This window comes from Dyella sp. SYSU CM1112, from assembly GCF_058216415.1.
In genome coordinates this window covers 1-443 of sequence record NZ_JBZEGI010000065.1, presented here as the reverse complement: position 1 = coordinate 443, position 443 = coordinate 1, and the positions used below count along the sequence as shown (strand labels likewise).

General features: G+C 60.0%; 1 protein-coding gene. It reads left to right on the top strand.

The features are described from left to right. On the top strand, positions 1–390 hold a 390-nt coding region (gene tssJ, locus AC4HNJ_RS21630; RefSeq protein WP_490481686.1), incomplete at its 5' end, for a type VI secretion system lipoprotein TssJ. Between the last annotated feature and the right edge of the window lie 53 nt (positions 391–443).

Genomic DNA, 443 nt, shown 5'->3' with positions numbered 1-443 from the left:
ACCAGGGTTACGACCATGAACCTGGTGATAAATGCGCGCGCGGAACTGAACCGCGATGCACGTGGCGAGTCGCTGCCGGTGGTCGTGCGTATTTATCAATTGAAGAATGCCAACACGTTCCGGACAAGCGCCTACGCGCAATTCCTGCGTGACGCTGACGGCCCCCTTAAGCCCGACACCGTGCAGCGCAAGGACATCACCTTGGGACCGGGCGAAAGCATCACGCTGAGCACGCCGATGAGGGACGGCACGAACGAGGTGGGCCTGGTCGCCCTCTTCCGTGAGCCCACGCAACAGGGCTGGCGGCTTGTCATCCCTGTATCGCAATGGAAGCACACCGATCCCGTGCACATCAGCCTGCTCGGCAACCAGATGGAGCAGGAACAGTAGATGATGGTAGCCGCGAGGGAGATGAAACAACGCGCGCTGCATTTTCTGAATGC